Here is a 21837-nt window from a genome sequence, read left to right on the forward strand (position 1 = left end):
TTATGACACTGCTTTTTGTTCAAACCGCGTAGCGCTGGTAAGGATCTTATCCTGAGTCGCTTCCGATGCATTAAATTCACCAGTGATCCGTCCGTCACACATAACGAGGATTCGGTCGCTCATTCCCAGAACCTCCGGCATCTCAGAGGACACAAACATAACGCCTATACCATTTTGCTTTAACTGATTCATCAGATTATAAATTTCGACCTTGGCCGCCACATCAATTCCTCTTGTTGGCTCATCAAAAATAACAACCCTTGAATTTCTTGCCAGCCATTTAGCCACTACTACCTTCTGCTGGTTTCCTCCTGAAAGGCTTCCTGCATCCACCTGCGCCCCAGACATACGGATCTTTAATGCCTTTGCAGAATGATCCACCATCTCTTTTTCCTTCTTCCGGTCTACGGTTCCAAACAAGCCTTTACAGAGCATATCCAGATTCGGCAGAGCAATATTATCAGAAATGCTCAATCTGGTGCATAGTCCATCCTTTTTCCGATCCTCAGGCGCCAGTACAAGCCCAGCCCGTATGGCATCTGCCGGACAGTGTATCTTTACTTCTTTGCCGTCAATGAAAATTGCTCCTTCTTCCTTGGAATCTACACCAAAAATTGCCCGCGTAGTCTCTGTACGGCCTGCACCCATAAGGCCTGCAATCCCGACAATCTCACCCTCATACAATTCCAGATTTACATCCCTTACCTGGCGTCCCGCGCTCAGATGACGGACCTCTAAAATTTTCTTTCCTCTTGTACAGTCCACATGAGGAAATTTCTCTTTAATCTCATGGCCTACCATATTGGCTATGATCTCATCCATCCGGTTTACATCATAAGGCATCTGCGTAATATATTTTCCATCCCGCATGATAATCACACGATCCACAATATGCTGAAGTTCCTCCAAACGGTGGGAAATATAGATAATGCCGATTCCATCTTCTTTTAACTGATGAATAATCTTAAACAACTCATCAATCTCTTTGGATGTCAGAGCTGATGTAGGCTCATCCATAATCAGTACCCTTGCATTCTGAGAAAGAGCCTTTGCAATTTCTACCATCTGCTGTCTGGATACCGCCAGATCTCCCACCTGAGTTCTGGGATCGATGTCAATATTCAGACGATGAAGGATCTTCTTTGTCTCCTCATGCATCCTTTCATTGTCCAGGCGTCCGTTTTTGACCAGTTCACGGCCCAGAAAAATATTCTCAGCAACACTTAAATGGGTACACATATTCAGTTCCTGATGGATAATTGCAACACCAGCCTCTTTTGCATGGTTTGCATCCCAATTCTGGATTTTTTTCCCAAACAGAACGATTTCCCCGTCATCTCTCTGGTAAACTCCCGACAGAATCTTCATCAGGGTAGACTTTCCCGCTCCGTTTTCTCCTAAAAGCGCCAGAACCTCTCCTGAATACAATTCCAGCTTTACATCATCCAACGCCTTTACGCCCGGAAATTCCTTCATAATCCCGCTCATACGCACCAGTTCACGGCCCGCCGGCGTATGTGTGTTCATTTCTTCCATATTCGTTCCTTTCCGGTGCTCTTACTCATTTTCCCGGTTCATATCCTCTATTCTGAGACAGCATTCCATCATAGCTCGGTCTGTATGGTAAATGCATTTCCACTGGTTCCCTGCATCTTCAATAATCGGTGTTCCATCTGCTTTTAAAAGCTGTCTGGATTCCCCTGCTTCCGGATTATAAAAATACTTCTGGTCAAATTCCCACAGGTCTATAAAAGTATCCAGATACCGCTCATCCCCCGTTGCCTGATAGCAGTCTAAAAAGCCTGTAAGGGACTCAAAGTTCTGCCACCATTCCTTATCCGTCACTACAATCCGTCCATCATGCATTCCATCCCGATAAATGCCTCCATAGATTGGATCCCAGCCGTTTGCCAGCGTATAATCCGCAAATTTTCTTGTAAATTCTCTGGCAGGCGGTTCTCCCAATACCTCATACGCACGATTTAAAAGCCAGACCAGCTCAATATTGTGTCCATAGGAGGTAGTATCCAGAGGATTTTTGTTGGCACTTTCCGGATCTCTGTCATAATTCCATGTTCTCCGAATAGAAATTGCAGGTCTGGGGGTAAAATCTGAACCAAACTGATTTCGTCCGCACCAGAAATCGTAATCTACCATATAAGTAAGAACTATCTGGATGATTTCCTCAAGAGCCCTCTTATGAATTTCCTTTCCTGTTGCTTCATAAAGAGTCGTATAAGCTTCCATGGTGTGCATATGGATATCCAGAGACTTAAGATCGCCTCCATATACACCCGGACTTTCTAATGTCCAGTCTTCTTTAAAATTCTCAAAATACCCTCCATGATACGTATCCGCTGCATACTTCTTTAATGCATCAAAGGTTTTTTCTGCATATTCCAGTCCGCGTGCATCACCCGTTGCCATATAATACTCTGCCAGCGCATAGATTGCAAAGGTCTGACCATACACCAGCTTGCCGTTATCCAGCACATTTCCCTTGCGGTCTGTTACCCAGGCCCATCCCGTATGCTTTTTGTCCCAGAATTTCTCAATAAAAAAGTCCACTCCCTGAACGGCTGCCTCCCTGCAGGCCTCTTCCCAGCCGCAGCGTTTTGCCAGCCCATTTCTTAACAGAGCAGAAAATCCCCATATCATCCTTGTCTGGGTCACAATCATCTTGTCATCCGGCGATAAAACCGCCAGTTCCTTCATCGGACGGCCATGGCAGTCAAAGCAGACCAGATACCCTCCGTATTCTCTGTCAATCCCATGCTCCAGCCAGAACGGAACACTTCTTTTCATAAATGCTTCCATTTCATTTCTGACTGTCTGAAGTTTTTCTCTTTTTTCCGGCTTCAAACCAGATACCCCCTTCTCATACTGTATGGCAGGATACCATATATTTATGGAATAATTATAACAGGGGACTGTTTTTTAATAAGGGGATAAACTTACGAATCAGGTAGACATTCTTACGAAAAAATTCGGCTTATAATACCATATTCTTCCGGCTCCAGAGACACAACATCTCTTCCATCTTTTAAAATACATATATGATCAGAAATGTAGAGACAATCTGTAATATAATTCGTAACAAGCAGAATGCAAAGTCCCATTTCCTTTAATTCACGAATCTGCTCTAAAATATAATTTCTGCAATGCATATCTCCATAAGCAAAAGGCTTGAGAATTACAAGAATTTCCGGATGAAACAGGCGGATTTTATTATAAACTAACCCGTACTTTTCTTTTAATGAAAGGGATCGGATATCCCCTGCATCAATTACATCTCCCACTCTCCGTGCATACTCATTTCTGACACTGGAAAGATAGGAAGGCTTTAAAATCCTTTTTCTCAGTTTCCGATCCAAAAGAAAGCAGAGATTTTCCAGATATGACATTTCGCTGAAAAGAAAAGTTTCCGTTGGATTGTTATCCAACACGATCATCCCGCTGTCCAGGCAGCTTCTTCCCCCTTTTTTCAAATCAATTCCTTTACAGAAAACTCTTCCTTCATAATCCGTTTTTTCTTTCGTGAGAATTTTCAGCAGTTCTCTTCCCATACGTCCTTCGGAGTCTAAAAATGTGATGCACTCACCAGGAACAATCCCCTGATTCAGCCTCCCGATATTTTCTCCCGATAATTCCCGAAATTCCAGACCATAAGAAGGTGTTTCTCCTGCCCGGGCTATTCTGGCGTCTTTAAAATAATATATATATGGTGCAATGGCTTTTTCCGTAAAGTCCCGATGATCGAACAGCTTCTTTATCCGTCCTCTGGAAAAAAGAGCAATCCGATCGCAGATCTGAAACATAATCCAATGATGATAACAAAAATACAGCGTAGAAATTCCCTTTTTCTTTATACTTCGCAGAAGCTGATGAAACCGCTCAAACTCCGCCTGACCGATCAGCTGCTCCGGGTACATTACAATCAAGAGGCTGCAGCCCATCAGATACGCTTTGGCCATCTCAATCATGATCCGCTCCAGAACAGTAAGTCTGGATACTCTTTGATTCAAATCTACCTGCATAGACAGACTCTCCAAAACCCTTTTTGCCTGCTCCTCAAGAACCCTCTCTTCTATCACATACTTTTTAAAACCGGAACGCATCACAAACATATTATCAGCAATGGAAAGATCTTCAATTAAAGAACTATGCTCATCAATCACATACACCTTATTATTAGGATATTCACTGTCTAACCAGCTGTTTGCCAAACCCCCATCCCAATAAATACGTCCTGATTCAATCGGGAGTCTTTTCATTAAAAGATTCAAAAGTTCTTTCTTTCCTCTGTCATTCACAGACAGCATCCCTACAATTTCTCCCTTAGTCATATAAAAATTAAAATTATCCAGATATACAGCTCCATCTACTTGCCGTGTAACATTTTCAAAGCGCAGTATTTCCTGTTTCATAACCTGTTTCCTCCTCAAACCCACTACGGTTTAAAGTGAATATTTTCCTGTTTTTCTGCATTGCAGCCGCCCACCTTTTCAGATGCGTAAGAACCGCCGTCATAATTGGGCGGAAGCGTAATTTCCACATCTGTACCAGCACCAGACTGGCTGTATATGCTAATTCCATATTCTTCACCAAAAAGGAGTTTAATTCGATTATTTACATTTCGGACCGCAATACCGCCTCTGGAAGACTCTGTCTGCATCTCCTCCAAGCGAAGACTGCGCAGAACCTCATTCATCTTTTTTACCTGTTCCTTCTCCATTCCCACACCATCATCTGATACCATAATAATCAAGTGTTGGTCTGTAGCAGTTATTTTGATATCCAGATGACCTTTTTCCATTTTCTGTTCCAGACCATGGTAAATAGAATTTTCCACAATCGGCTGAAGCGTCAGCTTAGGAATCTGACACTGAAGTACACTGTATTCATCCTCGCAATCATAGCGTATCATAAGATCCAACCTGTCACCAAAACGGAATTTCTGAATATAATAATAATTCTCTACATTTGCAAGTTCCTCCTCCAGCGTCACCAGATTATCCACTTGTGAAATTGTATATCTGAAATATGTTGCCAGTGCTTCTGTCATCTCCGCAATGGTATCTACCCCAGAAATTACTGCCTCTGCCCTTATTCCTTCCAATGTATTATAAAGAAAATGAGGATTGATCTGATTTTGCAATGCCAGATACTCTGATGTTTTTTTTGATAATGCAATCAGACGATTCTTATCCAACAGGAGCGAAAATCTCTCAAACATAGCTTTTTCTTCCGCGCTTATAGGATACGCCATATTATAAATATCCTCATAACTGTCTCCCCGGGCAAAGCTGGCTTTAATCCGATTATTGATTTTTAACGGTCGATAAATTTTTTGGTAACCGTAATACAAAAACACAAGAAAAGCGCCCAGAAGTATAAGTGCAAAAACTCTTCTGCGTATTCCGCCTTCACCTGTAAGGACAAATACCGACATAGATGCTGCAAAAAAGCCTATACCAATTACAAACCACTGTATTCTTCCTAAAATATAGTTTTCCCTATTTCTCATGAATATATCTTCCTGTATTCTCCCGGTTTTAATCCTGTATATTTCACAAAGCATTTTGTAAAATATTTCACATCGCTATATCCCACCTTTTCACAGATCACATACATGCTGTCTGTTGTCGTTGTAAGCAGTTTTTTGGCCGATTCCATTCGTACTGACTGCACATATTCCAAAAATGCTGTTCCCGTTTCCTTCTTAAACAGTGTACTGAAATATCCCGGTGCAAATCCTGCTTTCGCACTGACTTCCTCCAAGGTCAAAGGCTTACTGTAATTTTCCTGTATATACTTCTTTGCCAGACGCATAGGACGGTTATCTTCTGCTCTTTTAGCCTCCACAGCAGTGTCAAATGAACGGCATACTGTACGCGACAGCAAATGAAACAGCTCCTCCATGGAAACACAGTCCTCAGACTCTCTGCTGAAATTTTCCACAAATTTAGATTCATTCTCAATATAGATACTGCGGTTTTTCATGCAGAATATATAGTGGTTGCATACTTCTCGTGACATCTGCAGGGCCTCATATCCGGTCATGCCATTGTACGATGACAGCTGATCCAAAAGACCGCAGATAACCTTTCTTACCTCCATAGTGTTCAGGCTTTCCAGCGCCCGCTCCATGTCTCTGTTAAACTGTCCAAATGCTTCACTGTCCACAAAACCAGACGTAACTCTCCCCTGTTCGCCAATTTCCAGAATCCGCCCTGTTCCGGCTATAATCCTCTGCTGCAGCATAAAACGGGCATCTAAAAGAGAGGATCTCAACTCACCGATACAACCTGTCATCCGTCCCATACCTGCAGTTATTTCCATTCCTTTTAAAATTGCTTCCTGCTGCTTTAATTCATCAAATATCTGCCGCACAGCCCTTCGGATATTTTTCTGATCCTCTGTTGAATAATTAAGCAGCACATAAAGATTGGAACATTCCACATAAAGCTCAAAATCAAAACACAGCGAACCTAAAAACTGTTTGATAATATCTGTTGCACGATCTGCTAAAAAGGATATGCAGTTATCGTCATGACCAATTCTGTCAAAACGGATTCCTAAAATCTGAAAAATACCTTCACGAAACCGGAAATGAAACTGGGCATTTACAGCCTCAATAGAAGAATCTCCCTTTCTTTCACTGCTTCCATAGATCAGTTGGGAAATAAATCCCGTCCGAAGTCTTTCAGCATCATTTTTCAATGCAAGACGCACCCGCTCCTCAAAATCCAACTGCTCATTCCTCTCACGGCAGATATCTACTATTTTTTCCAGTGTTTCCCTTAATTCATCCTTACGAATAGGCTTTAACAGGTAATTTCGAACTCCGTAGCGAATAGCTGTCTGCGCATATTCAAAGTGCCGATAACCGCTGATAATAATAATTTCTGTATCTGGACATATTTTTTTAGTTCGTTCAATCAGTTCCATCCCATCAATCCCAGGCATCCTGATATCCGTTATCACAATATCCGGCCTATATTCCATAATCTTTTTTACAGCATCTACCCCATTAGATGCCACTGCAGCTACCTTCAGTCCCAGAGATTCCCAGTTAATCAGCTTTCCAATCAGCTGGCAGATTTTCTCCTCATCATCTGCAATCAAAACCTTCAGCATAATATCCTCATATTTTTCATTTTTTGTCTTATTTGAATAATCAGTTGCGCTTTCAGTTTATCATCTCACCACATATTTGCCAAGCAAAAGGGGATTTTTTACAAATCTTTCGCAAAAAACAGCCTCCTGGCTCCCGGCGCATCAATGCACCGGAAGCTGGAAGGCTGTTTTATTTTACATATGCAGTTTTATCCCGTCATTTACACAGGGTAAGCCTTATTTTCCTTATCAGCTACAGTCACGTCTACCTTTTTCTGCTGTGCTTCTCTGTACTGGAAGAACTCCTTGGCTACAGCCGGGAACAGAGCGTAGCTTAATACGTCCTCATCCTGCTGCTTCCACTGAGCGCATTCCTTCTCAAACTGAGGAAGCTGAGGCTGGATCAGATCTGCCGGACGGCAGGTGATCGGCGTCTCGTCACCGATGATCTTCTTCTGTACTTCCGGATTAAATGGCTTTACAGTCTGTCCGAACTCACCAAGCATGATCTTCTTGGACTCCTTCGGAACCATCTTATAGCGCTCACCCATAAGCACGTTGAGAACTGCCTGTGTACCAACGATCTGAGAAGAAGGAGTTACCAGAGGTGGCTCTCCGAAGTCTTTTCTTACTCTTGGAATCTCCTCTAATACCTGCTGATACTTGTCTTCCTGTCCTGCTTCCTTTAACTGGCTTACAAGGTTGGAAAGCATACCGCCAGGTACCTGATACTGCAAGGTCTTGATATTTACACCCAGAACCTTCGGATTTAAGAGGCCGCTCTTTAAAGCTTCCTCACGAATCGGCTGGAAGTATGCCGCAATTTCCGCCAGAAGATTCTGATCATAGCCTGTATCATATGGAGTGCCTCTGAAGGTCTCAACCATAACCTCAGTTGCCGGCTGGCTGGTTCCCAGAGCCAGAGGTGACATAGCACAGTCGATAATCTCACAGCCTGCCTCTACGGCCTTCATATAGGTCATGGAAGCAACGCCGGATGTATAATGGGTATGAAGGTCGATCGGAAGCTTTGTACCTTCCTTTAATGCCTGTACCAGCTCTGCCGCCTGATATGGAGTCAGAAGACCTGCCATATCCTTGATACACAGAGAGTCTGCACCCATATCCTCGATCTTTCTTGCAATGTCTCTCCAGTAATCCAGAGTATAAGCATCACCCAGGGTATAGCACAGAGCAATCTGAGCATGTCCCTTTTCCTTCTTGGTAGCCTTTACGGCTGTCTCCAGATTGCGGATATCATTTAAACAGTCAAAAATACGGATAATATCAATACCATTTGCAATGGACTTCTGTACGAAATACTCTACTACATCATCTGCATAATGGTTGTAGCCCAGGATATTCTGTCCGCGGAACAGCATCTGCAGCTTTGTATTCTTAAAGCCGTCTCTTAATTTTCTTAAACGCTCCCATGGATCTTCCTTTAAGAAACGCAGGCAGGCATCAAAGGTAGCGCCTCCCCAGCACTCTACTGCATGGTAGCCTACTTTGTCCATCTTATCGATGATGGGAAGCATCTGCTCTGTTGACATTCTGGTCGCAAGCAAAGACTGATGGGCGTCACGCAGGACGGTTTCCACGATCTTTACCGGCTTCTTCTCTATCTCTGCCATAGTTAAAAATCCTCCTTAAATACTGTGATAAAATTCCCTTTTATACGCCAAAGATTGCCATAAAAGTACCGGCTGCTACAGCCGTGCCGATCACGCCTGCAACGTTTGGTCCCATTGCGTGCATCAGCAGGAAGTTGGTAGGATCATACTCGGAACCAACCTTCTGGGATACGCGGGCTGCCATAGGTACGGCAGACACGCCTGCGGAACCGATAAGAGGATTGATCTTTCCTCCGGTCAGCTTGCACAGAAGCTTTCCTAACAGGATACCGCCTACGGTACCGAAAATAAATGCAACCAGACCTAAAAGAACGATCTTGATGGTAGTTACATTTAAGAATGCCTCTGCACTGGTAGTAGCACCTACGGATGTACCCAGCAGGATAACGACAATGTACATCAGGGCATTGGATGCTGTCTCTGCCAGCTGTTTTACAACACCGCTCTCACGGAACAGGTTTCCTAACATCAGCATACCTACTAATGGAGCAGTAGACGGCAGAATCAGGCAGACTACAATTGTTACAATGATCGGGAATAAAATCTTTTCCAGCTTGGATACGGAACGGAGCTGTTCCATCTTGATCTTGCGCTCCTTATCCGTAGTGAGCAGCTTCATAAACGGCGGCTGGATAATAGGAACCAGAGCCATATAGGAATAAGCTGCAACTGCGATTGGACCCATGATCTGGGTCTGTCCCAGCTTACTGCAAAGGAACAGAGAGGTAGGGCCGTCAGCACCGCCGATGATGGAAATAGCAGCCGCTTCCTTTCCTGAGAATCCCAGGAAAATTGCCAGGAAATATGCGGCATAGATACCCAGCTGAGCAGCAGCACCCATAAGGAAGCTGATGGGGTTTGCGATCAGCGGACCGAAGTCTGTCATGGCTCCTACGCCAAGGAAGATCAGGGACGGAAGGATACTCCACTCATCCAGAGTAAAGAAATACCACAAAAGACCGCCGATGCCGTTGGACGTTTCTTCCGGAGAATACATGATTTCCGGATAGATATTTACAAGCAGCATGCCAAATGCGATGGGGATCAGCAGCAGAGGCTCAAATCCCCGGCGGATTGCCAGGTATAAGAAGACCAGCGCCACACCGATCATCACATAGTTCCCAATGGTCAGATGGAAAAACGCCATCTGTCCCAAAAGGTTTGTTACTAAATTGCCAAAATCCATAATGTTACCTCCATAATGGAATCCAACTTACTGCGGATCCGTGTTTCTGCTTAGTTCAGAGTGGCTAAAACTGCGCCGGACTCAACGGAATCGCCTGTGGATACATTTATGCTGGCAACGGTACCGTCCTGAGGAGCAACGATGTCATTTTCCATCTTCATAGCCTCAAGAACAAGAACAGTTTCGCCTTTCTTTACTGCCTGGCCTGCTGCAGCCTTTACAGCTACGATTTTTCCAGGCATAGGAGCCGTTACCTTAACGGAGCCTGCTGCGCCTGCAGGTGCAGCAGGAGCTGGTGCCGGTGCGGCAGCGGGAGCTGGTGCCGGTGCAGGTACGGGGGCTGCGGGAGCCGGTGCGGCTGCAAAAGCGGCTGGTGCGGCTGCGCCTTCTTCAACGGTTACTGCATATGCTTTTCCATTTACTGTAATGGTATATGTCTTCATGATCTGTTTCCTCCTTGATTTGAAATGAGTCTTTATCTTCTTCTGGAACTGCTTACGCGGCGGATGGAGCGTACCACCAGACCGTTGGGTGAAGTTCCCTCATAGGCCGCAATCGCTGCTGCCATCACTGCTACAAGCTCTGCATCATCTGCCAGCTCCGGTCCTGTTGTCTGTAAAGCAGAAACTGCCGGTGCAGCAGAAACAGCCGGTACAGGAGCTTTCGCAGGTTCTGCCTTCTTATCAGCCGCTTTATTCTTCTGTCCTTCTTCCCATGCATGGATGAACTTAAAGCAGGAAATCAGAAGGCTGATAAATACCAGTACACAGAATACGGTTCCAAGACCGATGAGCGTATATACGCTGGCCGTCCTTAACAGGCCTCCGATGGAGCTGTCCTCCTCAACGCCTGCAGACATATCGGTAAACTGAGCCTGGATCTGCTGTGTTGCCATATTCAAGTTCATAACATACTTTTTGGTTCCCTCTGCAAACTCTACAGGAAGGATCACCGTATAGCTTCCGTCCTCCAGAAGCACCACAGAGCCATCCTCAATATCAACACTGCGGAGAGCGCCCATCTCTTCCCGCACATCAAGCTGGGCCTGATAAAGCTCTGCAGAAACGGTATCTCCCTGAGACTGGGCCAGCTTGCCCTGGACTACCAGCTGTTCATCGGAAGCGCCCAGAGTCTGAGCTGCGGATAAAAGAAGGGACTGTCCCATGGCGTCTTCCACAGGCGTACCGTCCATGCTGATGGATAAGCTTTCTGTTTCCTCCTCTGTTTTAGAGCAGGCAGACAGACTTACCAGGCAGGCAGATACTAAAACTGCTGCTGCCATCCTTTTAAATAATCGTCTCATATACATGTCACCCCTCTTTAAACCGTGCCATGCTTCTTTGAAGGACGGTCCTCACTTTTTGTATAAAGCATATCAAATGCAGCTGCCAGCCTCTGGCGGGTTTCCTCTGCCTTGATGATATCGTCTGCATAGCCTCTTCTTGCGGCAGCCACTGCTCCGGACTGAGTCTTTGTATACTCGGCAGTCTTTTCGCTGATCAGAGCCACTGCATCATCAGAAGCCTCGATTTCCTTTGCATACATGATCTTAACCGCAGCCTCAGGCTCCATAGTGCCGATCACTGCATTTGGCCATGCATATACCAGGTCGGTTCCCAGGCTCTTGCTTCCCATGGTAAGGCCTGCGCTTCCCAGTGCCTTTCCGGTTACTACAGTCACCTTTGGAACAGTAGCGTCTGCATAAGCGTAGGTTAAGCGGGCTGCTGCTCTGGCGATCCGTCTTTCGCTGCACATCTTTGCCTTATAGCCGTTTACATTTGTGAGGGTCAGCAGAGGAATACTGAATGCGTCGCAGAAGCTGATCAGCTCCACTGCCTTGTCACAGCCCTTGCCGGATAAAGCAGCCTCAAACTCATCTGCCTTCTTTCCATCCTCATAACGCTCTGTGCGGTTTGCCACACAGCCCACAGTCACGCCATTTAAACGGATGAATGCAGTTACCATAGAAGGTTCATAATCCTTCTTTACTTCCATTACAAAATGATTATCAGAAATCATGGATAATACCTGGATAGGATCTCCCGCCAGACCTTCAATGCCGCTGCACATACGGTTTAAATCATCCTGGCAGTCCTCCTCGGAAAGATCCTCTTCGTTATTAGCAGGAAGAATGGATACCAGAGTACGGATCTGAGACAGAATGGATGCTTCATCACCGGTAAAATCAACAACGCCGGACTCCTTGCTCTGGAATGCAGCTGCCGCTGTATCACATTTTGCCTTATAATTGCCCTCTAATGCATTGGGAGCATTTACAAAGAGCTGCGCGGACTTCTCTTCCATAAAGGTAAAATCTGCCATTCCGGCTGCCACAGCCATTCCGCCGCCGCAGGTACCGAATACTGCCATGATCTGAGGGATCACACCAGATGCCATTGCCTGGCTTAAATACAGCTTTCCAAAGCCATCCAGCGCATCTGTTGCCTCCTGCAGACGCAGTCCGGCACAGTCTACCAGACCGATCACAGGTGCTCCCATCTTCATAGCCATGGAATAAATGCTGCAGATCTTCTTTGCATGCATCTCACCCATGGAGCCTCCCAGTACGGATGCATCCTGGCTGTATACATAAACCAGGCATCCTCCGATGGTGCCGTAGCCTGTAATCACACCGTCAGCCGGTGTTTCCTGCTCAGCCATGTTAAAGTCCGTGTTTCTAGCGGTGATATACGCGCCGACTTCAACAAAACTGTTCTCATCAAGCAGGGATGCAATACGGCTGCTTGCTGAAGTTTGTGCTGAATTACTCATTTTCCAGTCCTCCATCATTCTAAAGTTTACAATACTGGCTGGAACTGCAAAAAATCCCCTTACAGTTCCGCATAAAAACAAAAATACTGCCATATATGATTATAATAAGATTTTTGTCAAATGACAAGACCCCAGAACCATGAAATTGCCTGTTTTCGATAAATTATTAACAAATTTTTTCAAAAAAACGGGCGCAGTCCCCATGCCTGCATCCAGAGAGTTCCTCTCGCTTTATGCAGGTACATGAAACAGCGCCCATTTTTTATCTTTCATACTGTATATTTTGACATTTTTCAGCAAAACACATCTGCATTTTCCATAAAAATACAATTACACCGTGAAAAACCGGTCATGAATGGCCTGTACCGCCTGATCTGCATCCCTACGGTCTACCAGCACAGAAATTTTGATCTCGCTGGTGGAAATCATATTGATATTGATCCCCGCATCATACAGCGCCTCAAAGAGCTTTGCAGCTACTCCCGGATTATTGATCATGCCTGCTCCTACAACAGAAACCTTAGCCACATCGCAGTTCGTCTCCATACGGCTGTAGCGCAGCTCCTCTTTATGCTCCGTCAAAAGCTCTGCCGTTTTATTCAGATCCTTTTCTGCCACTGTAAAGCAGATATCCTTCCCTTCCTCATGGCCAATGCCCTGGAGAATAATATCCACATTTACATGATTTCTTGCCAACAGAGAGAACACCTTAAATGAGGTTCCGATCTCATTTGGCACGCCAATAAGGGCAATCCTCGCAATATCCTTATCCTTTGCCACGCTGCTGATATATGAACGCTCCATACGCTTTGCAACTCCCTTCACTTTTGTTCCCGGATGGCCTGTAAAGCTTGACAGGACCTCCATTTTTACATTGTACTTTCTTGCCAGCTCCACCGAACGGTTATGGAGCACCTGCGCTCCCAGCGTCGCCAGCTCCAGCATCTCATTATACGTCACCTCATCCAGCTTTCTGGCTCCTGCAACCTTTCTGGGATCTGCCGTGTAAACACCGTCCACATCCGTATAAATCTGGCACAGGTCGGCCCCCAGAACCGCAGCCAGAGCTACCGCAGAGGTATCCGAACCGCCCCGTCCCAAAGTGGTAATATTCTGGTTCCGGTCGATTCCCTGAAATCCTGTAACAATCACTATTTTCTTCTGATTCAGCTCCGCCTCAATGCGCTCCGTATCCACCTTTCGGATACGCGCATCTCCCGAAACCGTATTCGTGCTGATGCCGGACTGCCAGCCGGTAAGAGAAATCACCGGATATCCCAAAGCCTCAATCGCCATCGCACAGAGCGATACCGAAATCTGCTCTCCTGTAGACAAAAGCATATCCATCTCTCTGGCCGAAGCCTTTGGGTTAATCTCCTCTGCCTTCTGAATCAGATCATCTGTCGTATCCCCCTGGGCAGACAATACTGCCACCACCTGATTTCCCGCCTTATATGTCTCTGTAATGATCCTTGCAACATTGCGCAGCCGCTCCGTGTCAGCCACAGAGGTCCCGCCGAATTTCTGTACGATCAAACTCATATCTGTTTTCCTTCCTTAACCCCAAACCAGGGTAAATATAAAGAGCCATGGCCAAACGGCCACCGCCCTAACCTATACCATATTTTACTCATATGAACCCTTTTGTCAACTTGTTTCCTCTTTGAGTTTCCGCACTTTACACTGTGTTCTGGTGTCTGCAAAATACAGAAACTCAAGTTTTCCTCCCCGGAACACCTCCGCCGGAGATTGCGCCCCCTGTGCCAGCCTTCCCATGCCGGTCTGCCAGGGCGACTTTGGAGGCCATTTAGAAAGACATAGAGGCTGGAATTTTTCGTTAAGCTCCATATCAAACCTGTCTGAGCACGGCGAGTTTTTGATATGGAGCTTGCTTTTAGAAAAATTTCAGCCTCTTAGACTTTCTTATGACCGGAAACCGGAGCCATGGAAGACCGGCATGGGAAGGATGGTGTAGGGGGTGCAATTCCCTCTCCCATCACCCCTTGACCGCTCCCATGGTAATACCCTGAGTAAAGTAATTCTGGAACATCAGGAACACCGCAACAATGGGAACCGCCGCCAGAGCCGCACCCGCCATGATGACTCCGTAGTTGGTGGAGAACTCCTGCTGGAGTGTCGCCACGCCCAGAGAAATCGTCAGGTTCGTTCTGGAATTTAACATTACTAACTGCATGAAATAGTCATTCCATGTATTAATAAAGGTAAAGATCGCAAGCGCTCCCAGACCCGGCTTTACGATCGGCATAACAATGCTTGTAAAGGTACGGATTTCACCGCTTCCGTCGATCTTTGCAGCCTCCAAAAGCTCTGTAGGAACATTTTCACTGAACTGCTTCATGAGGAAGATACCAAAGGGCCAGCCGCACAAAGGAAGGATAACGGCCCATGGAGTATCATGGATCCCCATAAAGGAAACCAGCTTCATCAGCGGCACCAGGATTACCTGCTTTGGAAGGGCCATTGCGAATACAAAAATACTGAACAGCAGCTTATCGCCGTAAAAGCGCTTCTTTGCCAGCACATAACCGGCCATAGAGGCTGCCACACAGACGATGATCAGCGTTACACCGGCGATAAAGATACTGTTGATCAGCCACTGGAGCGCCGGGTTCTGAAACAGCTTCTCAAAGTTTTCCAAGGTCGGGTGAAGAGGGAACCATTCCGGAGGCAGCTTGATCGTAACCTTCTGGGATTTAAAGGCTCCCGTCAAAATCCAGTAGAAGGGGAAAATAAATACCACACTGAGAAGGAGCAGAAGCACCATAGAGGCGGCATCCAGAATTTTCACTTTATTTTTCATCTTCTCATCCCCCTTTAATATTCAACGTCGCTGCCCAATGCCTTAAACTGGACAAAGCTGATAAAACCAATGATCAATGCAAGTATTACGCCCATGGCATTGGCGTAGCCATATTCGAACTTCTTAAATGCTGTCTCATACAGATAGTACATGATAGTAGTCGTTCTGTAATTGGGTCCGCCGGAAGTAAGCAGCTGGATCAAAGAGAAGCACTGGAAGGAGTTGATGGTAGTGATCACCACGATATACAGTGTGGTGGGCAGAAGGCTGGGCCATTTGATCTTCCAGAATACCTGAAAATCATTGGCGCCGTCTACCTGAGCTGCTTCTACATAATCCTTGGGAACATTTCCCAGAGAAGCGATATAGAGAATAATGGGCTGTCCTACGCTGGTAGTGATCAGTATAATCAGAATGGCCCAGAGAGCATATCTTTTATCTCCCGTCCACATAATGTTCTTTTCAATCAGATCCAGTGATTTTAAGATCCAGTTTAAAATACCGTTTAAAGGGTCGTAGATCCATTTCCAGACAACTGTTACCGCTACAGTACCCGTAACCACAGGCAGGAAGAACACACATCGGAAGAAGGATCTTGTAAATGGATTCTTCTCGTAAGTCATGGCTGCTACAAAAAGCGCAAACAGTACAGTAATGGGAACGGAGCCTACTACCAGAAGCAGGGTGTTCACCAGGGATTTCTGCCATACAGGATCTGCAAACATAGTCATGTAATTAGACAGTCCTGTAAAGGTCATTCCCTTCATATTATAACGGAAAAAACTGGTAACTACGCCCATTCCCATGGGAACCAGCACAAACAGCACAAAAAACAGCATGGCCGGCAGCAGGAATGCATAGGAAACCAGCGTTTCCCTCATTCTGATCTTATTGATTTTCCTTGACTTCATGGCAGTTCTCTCCTTCTAAAAATGACTCCCCATACTACAGGCTGTAATATGGGGAGAATACCTGTCTTATTGTGCGTTTACGATAGACTGGTTTGCCTTTGCTACAAAGTCGTCCAGAGCAGCCTTTGGCTCGGAATCGCCGTTGATCACTGCCTGGAGCATCGGGAACCAGTAGGTTCTCATCTCTGCAAAGCCCGGAATGGTGTTGTAGTATGGAGAATAGTATTTTGTAAGAGAAGCGTAGAAGGACATATCCTCATTTCCTTCATACAGATCGCCCATGGACTGGCGAACCGGGAATACGCTGGTCTTTACTACGTTCTTTGGTCCCCACTCTTCATCATTGCAGATGAAATCAATAAACTTCTTGGATGCCTCTGCTCTTGCCTCGTCGCCGTTGTCAAATACACAGAAGCCGTTTACAAGATACTCTAATGCAGGTGTTCCGTCCTCAGATGGGAATGGAAGTGCGATTGCCTCGATTCCGTTCTCCTTTAATGTCTCTGCTCTCTGGCTTGCAAGTCCTGGAGACCAGAGGGTTGTAAATGCGGTATTTCCTGCTACAAACTGATCTACGTCCTCACCGCCGTTATATGCGGAGCCGTTTAACATATATCCGTTGTCTACCCACTCTTTGATCTTTGTCATGGCCTTTACGCCGCCTTCGTCATTGAGGGTGTATGTAGTAATCTCAGGATCTGTTACAGAACTGTCATACAGGTTTGTAACGAATGCGCGGATACCCTGGTCGCCTCCCTGTCCGGAGCAGTATACGGTGCCGCCCATAAAGCCTGCTTCAGAAAGCTTTTTCATCATTTCCTCAAACTGCTCTGTGGTCCAGGTGCGGTCGCCTTCCAGGTTGATGCAGTCCATAGCGCCTGCTTCCTCTAATGCATTCTTGCTCACTGCCATACAGAATGCTGCGCTGCTGATGGGATACATATAATAGCTGTCGCCGGACTTGCAGGAGTTGATCAGAGCCTCATTGTCTACGTCCTTTACAAATTCCTCTGTGAACATATCGTCCAAAGCTACCAGCTTGCCGTTCTGTGCGTAGGAAATGATACGTCCGGGAGCATCAAAGAGCACATCGCATACAGTGCCTGCCTCGATGGCTGCCGTGATCTTCTCCGGTCCTGATGTAAAATCGATGGTCTCCAGCTTCACCTTGATATCCGGGTTCTTTGCCTCAAATGCATCGATGATCTCCTGCTCATAGGTTCCTGCCGGATTGTCACCGTCCTGTGTAAAGGTCGGGAATGCCCACCATGTGATCTCTGTCATGCCTTCTGCCGTGGCAGTTCCCTCTGCCTTATCAGAAGCAGCTTCGCTTCCCTTTGCTTCCTCGGTCTTAGCATCTGCCTTTGTATCTGCTGTCTGCGCACTTCCCCCGCCGCAGCCTGTAAGTACGGATGCCGCCATAGCTGCCGCCAGTCCCAAAGATACTATTTTCTTCATACGAAAGTTCCTCCTTCTCGTTTCTCCCCGTTCCGTCTCTTACCCCCGGCGGAAACATTTTTTATTGTTAAACACATCATAGCATAATATTTTCTTTTTGTCAATTTGCCCGAAAAAAATTTCTTTTCTTTTTTTATTCCGTTTTTTTTTCAGCAAAATAAATAAATTAAGGAGCTTCGTTTTTGCATTTTTATGCATCTAACGAAGCTCCTGTCTGATGTACTGTTCTATTTTATACAAATACTGATGCCGCCATCCTTTGGAAACGTCATTTTAAATCTCCTGCAGCGCGGCTATGGCAGCATCGATCATGGCAGCGCACTTCTTTACCTGCTCCATATCCTCAGGGATCAAACCGGGCATGGGTTTTCTCACGCTTCCCAGATCAAGTCCCTCACGAAGCTTTAAAATCTCCTTCATCACTGCATAAAGATTTCCATGGCAGGCGCACATGGCATAAATAATGGCATCCGCATCATACTGGATCTTTCTCGCCGCCTCATACTTTCCTTTCCTGCACAGCTCAAATATTTTTAAATACAGCTCAGGCATTACCCCGTAAGTACCGCCAATGCCTCCGTCGGCTCCCATGGCCAGGCCGGATACCAGCTGCTCATCCGGTCCGTTAAATACAACGAAATCCTTTCCGCCCTCCATCTTAAACATCTGGATATCCTGTACGGGCATGGAACTGTTTTTCACAGCAGCCACTCTTGGATTTTTGCACATTTCTCTGAACAGAGGCATGGTAAGAGCTACGCCTGCCAGCTGCGGAATGTTGTAAATCACAAAATCCGTATTGGGAGCTGCGGCAGAAATGTCATTCCAATACTGAGCAATGGCATGCTCCGGTAAATGGAAATAAATGGGCGGAATAGACGCTACCGCATCCACGCCCAGGCTCTCTGCATGAGCTGCCAGCTCACAGCTGTCCTCCGTATTGTTGCAGGCCACATGGGCGATAACGGTCATCTTTCCCTTTACGGTTTCCATCACAGCTTCCAGAACTGCCTTGCGTTCCTCCTTGCTCTGGTAAATACATTCGCCGGAGGAACCGCCCACATAGACGCCCTTTACTCCTTTTTTCAACAGATGCTCTGCCAGGGCTTTGGTCCGCTCTGTGCTGATGCTTCCATCCTCCTCGTAGCAGGCATAAAATGCCGGAATAATCCCCTGATACTTTGTAATATCTCTCATAATGCTCCACCTTTCTTTCCTACCGGATATCTCCAGTATAACACTTTAATTATTTTTTTCAACAAAAATATAATGGTAAAAATTTTTTCTTTGGTCATTGTGTTTAAACCGTTCCAATGGTATGATAGGCGTAAGAAAAGGAGGAAATGCTTTATGAAAAAACATATTGTGTGCTTTGGAGACTCCAATACCCACGGATACTGCGCAGAAACCGGCGGACGCTTCTCTGAAAAGGAACGGTGGACTTGTCTTTTGCAGGAGCTTTTAGGAACGGAATATCTGGTTCTGGAGGAAGGCCTGTCCGGAAGAACCTGCTGTTTTCCCGATCCTCTCTATGAAGGGCTTAACGGCCTTGATTCCATCTATTCCTGCCTGATGAGCCACGAGCCTGTAGATCTGTTGGTCATCATGCTTGGCACCAATGATACCAAGGAACGCTTTGGCGCATCCTCTGCATGTATCGCACTTGGATTAAAACGTCTGATCGAAAAGGCCCGGTCCATTTCTGACTGTTGGAGAAACGGCCCCAATATTCTGATCGTAACACCCAAAAATATCGATCCTGAATACGCCGGTTCCAGTGTAGGAAATACAATGGGGCGGGGCTGTGCAGAAAAATCTGCCGGACTGGGTTCAGAATATGAAAAAATTGCCCTTCTTACAGGGTGCCGCTATTTTGATGCCAACACGGTTGTGACGGAAAACAATCACATCGATTTCATGCATCTCACTGCTCAGGGGCATCGGGAACTGGCAGAAGCTTTGGCAAAACAGATTCCCTGTCTGATTCCATAAACATTAAAACGCAGTAACGTACCTGTCTCCACAAATATTGTGCGAAAGGCAGATAGGTTGCTGCGTTTTTGTTCATTTACTAGCAGAGCTTTTCCAATACCGACCCTGATGTCTTTTCATTGTTCACACTGCACTGTTCAAAGTAACGGCGGTAATATTCCGTATAGATCAGGTCCACCAGAAACAGCTGGCTGATCTCTGCCGAGGTAGACCCGCCCTGAAGAGGCCCCTCATTGGCTCCGGATAAAAGGGTGACATCCGAATAGGCGCTCAGAGGTGATTTCACAAAACGGGTAATACAAATAATCTTGGCGCCGGACCGCTTCGCTACCTCTGCCACATGGATGGTATCCTTGGTTGCTCCGGAATAGGAAAAAATAACCGCTGTATCCCGCTCATCCATAGTAGCCGCAGCCATGGCCTGCATATGGCTGTCCTGTATACAAAATACCTTGTTTTCAATACGCATAAACTTATTCATTGCCTTCATGGCGGTAAGCATACTGGCTCCTACGCCAAAGAAAAACACTCTTCTGGCCCGGTGGATCAGTGTGATGGCCCGGTCAATATCCTCCTCCTTTATCATGGAAAAAGTTTCATTCAGGGCATTGATATTGGTATTTAATACCTTTCTGGCCAGTTCCCCAAAGGAATCCTCCATAGAAATATTGTTCCCTGTAAACTGGTCTACCTGCTCCTGTCCCTTACTGATGCTTAAGGACAGCATCATCTTAAATTCCTGGTATCCCTTTAAATCCATAGTCTTGCAGAATCGGAACACACTGGTGTCTCCCACCTCACAGGCCTCCGCCAGATCTGTAATGGACATAAACAGAACGTCCCTTGGATTTGCCAGAATATAATCTGCCACTTTCTTTTCTGCCTTGGTAAACTGATTATATGCGGATTTGATACTCGTTATAAAATCTCCCTGCATACGATCCATTCCTCTCAATCTGTATAATTTCTTCCATTTTATCCAGTTTCTTTTGCCTTGTCCATACTTTTTCAGGCTTTTATCTGATTTTTCATTTATTGTAACTTTCCGTTTTCTTTTCTTTTTTCCTCTCTCCCCAGCCAGGCAGCTCCCAAAAGACCGGCTCTGTTTCCCAACTCGGCAGGAAGAATATTCACATCCCTGAAGCTTGGCATAATGCGCTCCATAGTACGCACTCTTACCTGCTCTGTTACATAAGGCTGGGCCATGACGCCGCCGCCTAAGATCACACAGGACGGATTAAAAATATGGATCAGCGTCTGCAGTCCGTTTACAATCTCATCGATCCACTCATCCACAGCCGCCTGCACCCCCGGCTGGTCGATAGCCGCAAATATCTTCCTCCCGTCTGTAAGCGCTGGATCAATGACCATGGCTCTGGCTGCAAGTGCTGTGGCTGAAGCGTATTTCTCATAGCAGCCGCTGAAAAACTCTCCCTCTTTCCGATCCTCAGGATGAATCAGAAGACCGCCAAATTCTCCTGCAGAAAAGGCGCAGCCATGGTACACCTTCTGATCCATCACAATCGCTCCGCCCACACCGGTGCCGTAGGTCAGACAGAGAAAATCCCTCTCTCCCCTTCCTGCGCCGAAGATTCCTTCACCCAGTGCGGCTGCATTTACATCATTTTCTACGGCTACAGGCACATGAAAACGCTCTCTCAACATGCGGCCGATCTCCATTCCCGTATAACCGGGAATGTTTTCATTGGCATAGCGTATCATTCCTCTTTGGGAATCTACCTGTCCGGCGGTGCTGATCCCAATGGCATCAAAACCATGATAGCTTTCCAGAATCTTTACAGCCTGTTCCACTACATGGGCACCTCCAAGCCGGGCATTGGTCGGAGTCTCCCTTACTTCTTTTATTTCGTCCTTTATTCCCGTCCATATCCCTGACTTAATGGCGGTTCCTCCGATATCCAGTGCTGCTGTCCCCATCGTGCT

The 21837-nt window shown here is 46.1% G+C and carries 18 protein-coding genes; 1 reads left to right on the top strand and 17 read right to left on the bottom strand.

What is annotated here, in order from left to right:
• From ACZM6M_RS07215 to ACZM6M_RS07285, 15 genes are all read right to left on the bottom strand, one after another.
• Positions 1 to 1536, bottom strand: a complete 1536-nt coding sequence (locus tag ACZM6M_RS07215; RefSeq protein ID WP_317439077.1) for a sugar ABC transporter ATP-binding protein — start codon at positions 1534 to 1536, stop codon at positions 1 to 3.
• Between the two features lie 21 nt (positions 1537 to 1557).
• Positions 1558 to 2862, bottom strand: coding sequence for an AGE family epimerase/isomerase (locus tag ACZM6M_RS07220; protein WP_296036228.1), 1305 nt, complete (start codon positions 2860 to 2862; stop codon positions 1558 to 1560).
• A 113-nt stretch (positions 2863 to 2975) separates the two neighbouring features.
• Positions 2976 to 4427, bottom strand: a complete 1452-nt coding sequence (locus ACZM6M_RS07225; protein ID WP_296036231.1) for an ATP-binding cassette domain-containing protein — start codon at positions 4425 to 4427, stop codon at positions 2976 to 2978.
• Positions 4428 to 4450: 23 nt separating this feature from the next.
• Positions 4451 to 5527, bottom strand: a complete 1077-nt coding sequence (locus ACZM6M_RS07230; RefSeq protein ID WP_296036234.1) for a sensor histidine kinase — start codon at positions 5525 to 5527, stop codon at positions 4451 to 4453.
• Entirely contained in the window at positions 5524 to 7140 is a 1617-nt protein-coding gene (locus ACZM6M_RS07235) for a response regulator transcription factor (protein WP_484074125.1), read from the bottom strand. The genes ACZM6M_RS07230 and ACZM6M_RS07235 overlap by 4 nt, the downstream gene beginning before the upstream one ends.
• A gap of 200 nt (positions 7141 to 7340) precedes the next feature.
• Positions 7341 to 8753, bottom strand: a complete 1413-nt coding sequence (locus tag ACZM6M_RS07240; RefSeq protein WP_317439079.1) for an oxaloacetate decarboxylase subunit alpha — start codon at positions 8751 to 8753, stop codon at positions 7341 to 7343.
• Positions 8754 to 8793: 40 nt separating this feature from the next.
• Entirely contained in the window at positions 8794 to 9939 is a 1146-nt protein-coding gene (locus ACZM6M_RS07245) for a sodium ion-translocating decarboxylase subunit beta (protein ID WP_066544627.1), read from the bottom strand.
• A 50-nt stretch (positions 9940 to 9989) separates the two neighbouring features.
• Positions 9990 to 10382, bottom strand: coding sequence for a biotin/lipoyl-containing protein (locus ACZM6M_RS07250; protein ID WP_066544629.1), 393 nt, complete (start codon positions 10380 to 10382; stop codon positions 9990 to 9992).
• Positions 10383 to 10414: 32 nt separating this feature from the next.
• Positions 10415 to 11242: an OadG family protein gene (locus ACZM6M_RS07255; RefSeq protein WP_066545266.1), complete on the bottom strand. Its 828-nt coding sequence runs from the start codon at positions 11240 to 11242 to the stop codon at positions 10415 to 10417.
• Positions 11243 to 11259: 17 nt separating this feature from the next.
• The gene (locus tag ACZM6M_RS07260) at positions 11260 to 12711 is read right to left on the bottom strand and encodes an acyl-CoA carboxylase subunit beta (RefSeq protein WP_066544631.1); all 1452 of its coding nucleotides are present in this window, start codon (positions 12709 to 12711) and stop codon (positions 11260 to 11262) included.
• A 330-nt stretch (positions 12712 to 13041) separates the two neighbouring features.
• Positions 13042 to 14253, bottom strand: a complete 1212-nt coding sequence (locus ACZM6M_RS07265) for an aspartate kinase (RefSeq protein WP_066544632.1) — start codon at positions 14251 to 14253, stop codon at positions 13042 to 13044.
• Between the two features lie 454 nt (positions 14254 to 14707).
• Positions 14708 to 15532, bottom strand: a complete 825-nt coding sequence (locus tag ACZM6M_RS07270; protein ID WP_066544635.1) for a carbohydrate ABC transporter permease — start codon at positions 15530 to 15532, stop codon at positions 14708 to 14710.
• 14 nt (positions 15533 to 15546) lie between these two features.
• Positions 15547 to 16443, bottom strand: a complete 897-nt coding sequence (locus tag ACZM6M_RS07275; protein WP_066544637.1) for a carbohydrate ABC transporter permease — start codon at positions 16441 to 16443, stop codon at positions 15547 to 15549.
• A 66-nt stretch (positions 16444 to 16509) separates the two neighbouring features.
• A complete protein-coding gene (locus tag ACZM6M_RS07280) occupies positions 16510 to 17901 on the bottom strand; it encodes an ABC transporter substrate-binding protein (RefSeq protein ID WP_066544639.1) in 1392 nt (463 codons plus the stop codon).
• A gap of 273 nt (positions 17902 to 18174) precedes the next feature.
• Entirely contained in the window at positions 18175 to 19098 is a 924-nt protein-coding gene (locus ACZM6M_RS07285; protein WP_417301525.1) for a dihydrodipicolinate synthase family protein, read from the bottom strand.
• A 153-nt stretch (positions 19099 to 19251) separates the two neighbouring features.
• On the opposite strand from ACZM6M_RS07285, the gene ACZM6M_RS07290 reads away from it, so the two are divergent.
• Positions 19252 to 19893 (top strand): GDSL-type esterase/lipase family protein, encoded by a 642-nt coding sequence (locus tag ACZM6M_RS07290; RefSeq protein WP_066544645.1) that lies wholly within the window; start codon positions 19252 to 19254, stop codon positions 19891 to 19893.
• 79 nt (positions 19894 to 19972) lie between these two features.
• Here the strand turns inward: ACZM6M_RS07290 and ACZM6M_RS07295 are convergent, their stop codons facing one another.
• Both ACZM6M_RS07295 and ACZM6M_RS07300 read right to left on the bottom strand, forming a co-directional pair.
• Complete coding sequence (locus tag ACZM6M_RS07295) at positions 19973 to 20830, bottom strand: MurR/RpiR family transcriptional regulator (protein WP_066544647.1); 858 nt, start codon at positions 20828 to 20830, stop codon at positions 19973 to 19975.
• A 95-nt stretch (positions 20831 to 20925) separates the two neighbouring features.
• Positions 20926 to 21831 (bottom strand): ROK family protein, encoded by a 906-nt coding sequence (locus tag ACZM6M_RS07300; protein ID WP_066544650.1) that lies wholly within the window; start codon positions 21829 to 21831, stop codon positions 20926 to 20928.
• Positions 21832 to 21837: the final 6 nt, after the last annotated feature.

Source organism: Enterocloster sp. (genome assembly GCF_057861365.1).